Here is a 4,569-nt window from a genome sequence, read left to right as displayed (position 1 = left end):
AAAAGCAACAATCTCAAGCTGCTTAACGAATAAAATGTCTCTGTTTGATTTGTCTATTTTCTTGACATAGTACCACTATCTATCACGGAGACATTATTGCTGGATTGGTTCGTCACATACACTCGCTTCGCTGCCGCGTCCACTGCCACACCGTAAGGACTCGTGCCCACTGGGATTGCCTCGATAAGCCACCCTGTGACACTATCTATCACAGCGATGTTGTTACCGCCGCGGTTCACCACATATACAAATTCACTCGGTCCGGTTGGTCCAATCGGACCTGTACTTCCAGTTCCCGCCGGTCCAGTTGGCCCCGTTGGTCCGGTTGGTCCTGCTGGCCCCGTTGGTCCATTGTCACCTTCCATACCCTGGATACCTTGCGGCCCTTGTGGTCCCTGCAATCCTTGCACGCCTTGTGGCCCTCGTTCGCCCTCTCGTCCTTCTGGTCCAGGCACACCCTGCAGTCCTTGTGGCCCTGGTGATCCAGTTGGTCCGCGAAGTCCCTGGGCTCCTGGCACCCCTGGTATCCCTTGCGGTCCAGCCGGTCCGGTTGGTCCCGCCATACCAGAACTCTCCCCAGACGTTCGTGTGACTAACGTAGCTAAAATGTTAAAGATTTGATTGCGCGTGATATTGGTCATGATAAATTCAGAGACTAAAATGGAGAGCGTGGTATAGAGAGATTGCAACATCATCGCAATTTGAAAATCCGCCGGCGCGGGAACAGCTGCTAACCGATTCGTAACAGTTGACAAAAGAAATAAGGTATAGCGCGTAGCATCCCGTCCCGCCTGCGTAGGAAATTCATTTAAAAGAAAGTTGTACAAATTCATCAGACTCGTCCGTAAGGCCGTATTATTCGCCGCACTAGAATTATTCAGATACGTGATAATGGCCGTTTCCAATTGCTGCATCAGCGCGAGGAATTGTGCCTCTTGCGGTGCCGTAATCGGAATCGTAGGGACCAGCATCGGCGTAAGGTCATTGTTATTGAACTGATTTGTCATTATTGATTCCCTCCTTGTGTTGTCATGTTGACAAAGAAATGAAGCAATTGTAACCTTGTCATCGTACACTTCCTCCCTTTTTGATATGATTCACGCATTGTAGCCAAGGTTTGTGTCCCCCAAGCGCTTCCTCTAGCCAAGCCGAACGTATGGCATCCGTTGTCACATAATACACATGTGGAACAGGTTTTCCGCGTCTCTCGCTCTGCTTCACCAAACCTCGATATCTCCACATATTGCGAAGGGTTTGGTACATATTATCTCCTGTATCGATTTCTACAACATAGAGTCGCTGCCCCTGATACCAATACGCATCCGGGATGAGCGGTTCTTTTTTGGAGGCTGGTAGTAATTCTTCCTGCCAATGCCATTCTGGATACCCACACCATTCCCATACATCATTCCGAAACACCACATCATAGATTTCTTGTAAGTCTGTTAGGATGGTGGCATGAGGCATGCCGAGCAGTTCGCCACCTTTTGTATTCAGGCCATAGATATGCCGAGAGGGGTGTTGAATGATATGCAAATAGGGGCTGAGTTGCTCTAGCTTTCGTAAGATGTTTCGTTTACTGTGGTGTCCGATATAAGAAGTAAGTTGGTTTGTGGTCGTCCATTGGAACCGCTGAATACTGTGAAGAAATTCTACATCTATTGTAGATTGATTCATTACTATTTTTTTCATCATGGTACACCTCCTTTTCTTCAAAAATAAAACAGGGAGCACAAGAGGATCGGTCGTATAACAAATGTTATTTTGATGGCCCCGCCCTACTAGGATGTACCCTATTGGGAAGTCAACATACAGCCGTGAATAGAAGGATACGTTCTGTTTTGGTGCTCACCATTTTTCTTTTTCCACAACGTTTCCTGACAAGAAAAGTCGATTCTCTTCTACAAAAGAGAAGGCTACCTTTCACGTTGCTTATCCTATTCTATACAAATCCCAAGCACATGGTGCTAGTTGTTTTTGTTTATTTCACCAAAAATATACGTGTAACATAGATACATTCGAGATAACTGTACAAAACGTTGGTTTTTAGAACCATTTTTCTTATATATGTATGTGAAGTAAATAAAATGTTCCATTGAAAATAGCGTGCATTTACATCTAACCGTCAAGAAATTGTTCTATCTTCCAATACTATTGGATATACTGCAAATGACATCGAGAGAATCACCACGTGAGAGTACTTTCAACTGGGGAAGGTACTCTATATTTTTCACATATTTTAAAAAACCTTTACATATAGTAAACTGCTCCTGTTATGTTATATACAATCCGTTCTATACGAAAAAACAATCCAGACCACCACCCTGGATTGTTTTTTCTATTTTTCGAGTTATATAACATCATGTTCTGCCTATATATGAAGTGGTTCAAGAGAAACTGTCCATACGCAGCTAGAAATGCAGGAAAAAACGCAATGAAACATTGTTTTTTCGGCAGTAGAAATGTAGGTTTTTCATCAGTACGTGTAAATAGTCGTAATTACATTATTTTGTAAGCCCTGAATCATTAGATTTGAAACATCCTATATGAGGGGGAGAACGAATGGATTTTCAAACGATCCATTGGATATTACATCAAAACTGCCTGACTCGTTGAATTAGGTTTCGGGGTTATGTTTGGTGTCATCATCATACTATTACCTGATATATTAGAGTGGATTATAACAGAGAATGTACCCGAAGTAATGTTTCATTTTTAGAACAAGGAGGCGGCAACCTCCTTGTTTTTTTCCCCTACTACACCACGTACACAAACGCTTCATTTGCAGTTATATAGCATGTTTTCCCTTTGTTATTTTGATTATTTAAACATGTACTTACGCTAATTCCTATTTTTTTGTTACGTGTCATATCTGAAATTTGGTAACATACACTAAAAATGTACATTTATTTCCTTGTTCATAGATTTTGCCAACCGCAAAATAGCGTACTCTCTGGTCAAGAGTGCGCTATTTTGTTTTTACTTCACATACACATAGGCTTCATTTGCAGTTACATAATATGTTTTACCTTTCCTATTGTGTACCTTGTATTGAGGTGAACCATTTACACTTACTTTCGCATCAATTACAAATCCTAATCCTGCATTTACAGCTCCAGCAACATCTTTATCTTGCCAAGATGGCGAATCATAGAATCGTAGATTATTAACTTTAGAGATTACACGCGTCCCTACAATAGAGGCATCTACCGTGCTTTTCTTTTCAAACTTCACATAAGATGGCTCATATTTCATCCATTGCTCACCACCAAGGTTTAACCAACCATCCTTTTCACCCCATACAACATAAGATTCTGGTTTGTTTAACTGGCGAATCTGAGAATAACTTGTACCAGGTCCTTTACGTAAGTTCACGTTGTAACCTTCCATATAAGCAATACCAGCTGTTATAGCCGCCCTGACTTCCGCTGGTTTAGATGGCTTCTCCGGCACAGAAACATCCACACTAGAATGATTGTATGCACGCCCGACATCTGCTCTAAATTGCGCTTCTGAAACTCCATGACTACGTAAATAATCAAGTGGATCTTCATGATCTGTTCCACCAAGGTATTTCGTTACATCGTAGTGAGTCCATAATCCTTTTTCTACAGATAATCCACGATCACGTAGAATTTTAGCCAGTAACTTCACATATTTATCATAGCTGCGTTTGAATTTATCGTAGTCTGCCGTTTCGCATAATTCTACATGAACAAATCGTTTGTTTGCACCTGGCCCCCCGCCATAAGCAATGTATTTAGTATCAGCAATTTGAATCGTTTCATTCCAGTCTACTGCATAGTGAACAAATGCATGTCTCCACGTACGAGTTTCGTATTTTTGAATATGAATAGCTGGAGCTTCTGGAGTTGCCGTTGAATGAGCAACAACGCCTTCATAAGCACCTACGCCATAACGGTATGGTTGTTTTGGTAAATCAGGAATCATAAGCGTTCTATCAGCAAAAGCACTTGTTGCCATCGAAAATACAAGACATAATGTGAACAATATCCCTAGTAATCGTTTCATTTCGTTTCTCCTCCAATAGAAAAAGCACCACCGATTGGTGATGCTTCTCTTTATATTTTTATTTATCTGTTAACGTTGTTCCCTCATGATCACTCCAAATCCCTAGTGAAACCCCAAGTGTGAAGATGTAAGGTAACATTTCATCAATAAAACTCTTTGTTTCTACCAATCCTGCCTTCGCGCAAATGAATCCCAGGAGGGATGCAAGTGCCACCCATGTTTTCCAGTTACGGAATCGTTTTTGGATGTTTTCTTTTGTCATGTCTAATCCGTCTCCTTTTCGATTGTATCTAAGCGTTTATGCGCTTGTTTCGTACTTTCCTCCACTCTTGTCACGCGTTCCCCGAGTGCTACCATTTGTTTTTCGCTTGCTTTTAAATCAATCCTGATATCATCCACTCCTTTCCGGATATATCCCAGTTCCGCTTTTACCTCCGCACTTTGTTGTCCATCTGCTTTAATGGATTTGGACTTATTCAGTGCATAACCAAAATAACTGATGGCAAGTGATAGTACTGCAATCAGTACGCCAATTTC

The 4,569-nt window shown here is 41.7% G+C and carries 5 protein-coding genes and 1 pseudogene; all 6 read right to left on the bottom strand.

The features are described 5' to 3' along the window. Positions 1-53 precede the first annotated feature (53 nt). Positions 54-563 carry a beta-propeller fold lactonase family protein gene (locus tag JDS99_RS32505; RefSeq protein ID WP_242475803.1) on the bottom strand — a complete coding sequence of 170 codons (510 nt, stop codon included), beginning with the start codon at positions 561-563 and terminating at the stop codon, positions 54-56. Positions 564-590: 27 nt separating this feature from the next. Continuing rightward, positions 591-971: pseudogene (locus tag JDS99_RS32700) on the bottom strand (collagen-like repeat preface domain-containing protein); the annotation flags it as partial. A gap of 94 nt (positions 972-1,065) precedes the next feature. Further along, entirely contained in the window at positions 1,066-1,695 is a 630-nt protein-coding gene (locus tag JDS99_RS29820) for a replication-relaxation family protein (protein WP_199696360.1), read from the bottom strand. A gap of 1,284 nt (positions 1,696-2,979) precedes the next feature. Beyond that, entirely contained in the window at positions 2,980-4,032 is a 1,053-nt protein-coding gene (locus JDS99_RS29815; RefSeq protein ID WP_199696359.1) for an N-acetylmuramoyl-L-alanine amidase, read from the bottom strand. A gap of 58 nt (positions 4,033-4,090) precedes the next feature. Further along, positions 4,091-4,294: a hypothetical protein gene (locus JDS99_RS29810; RefSeq protein ID WP_199696358.1), complete on the bottom strand. Its 204-nt coding sequence runs from the start codon at positions 4,292-4,294 to the stop codon at positions 4,091-4,093. Between the two features lie 2 nt (positions 4,295-4,296). Beyond that, positions 4,297-4,569: hypothetical protein (locus JDS99_RS29805; RefSeq protein ID WP_199695222.1), on the bottom strand; the 273-nt coding region annotated here is incomplete at its 5' end.

This window comes from Bacillus cereus group sp. N6, assembly GCF_016483705.1.
Lineage (GTDB): Bacteria > Bacillota > Bacilli > Bacillales > Bacillaceae_G > Bacillus_A > Bacillus_A wiedmannii.
This window is presented reverse-complemented; position numbering and strand designations above follow the sequence as displayed.

Excerpts from the sequence above, each read along its gene's own strand:
- JDS99_RS29815 (WP_199696359.1), bottom strand. The coding sequence starts at position 4,032 with ATGAAACGATTACTAGGGATATTGTTCACATTATGTCTTGTATTTTCG.
- JDS99_RS32505 (WP_242475803.1), bottom strand. The coding sequence starts at position 563 with ATGGCGGGACCAACCGGACCGGCTGGACCGCAAGGGATACCAGGGGTG.
- JDS99_RS29810 (WP_199696358.1), bottom strand. The coding sequence starts at position 4,294 with ATGACAAAAGAAAACATCCAAAAACGATTCCGTAACTGGAAAACATGG.
- JDS99_RS29820 (WP_199696360.1), bottom strand. The coding sequence starts at position 1,695 with ATGATGAAAAAAATAGTAATGAATCAATCTACAATAGATGTAGAATTT.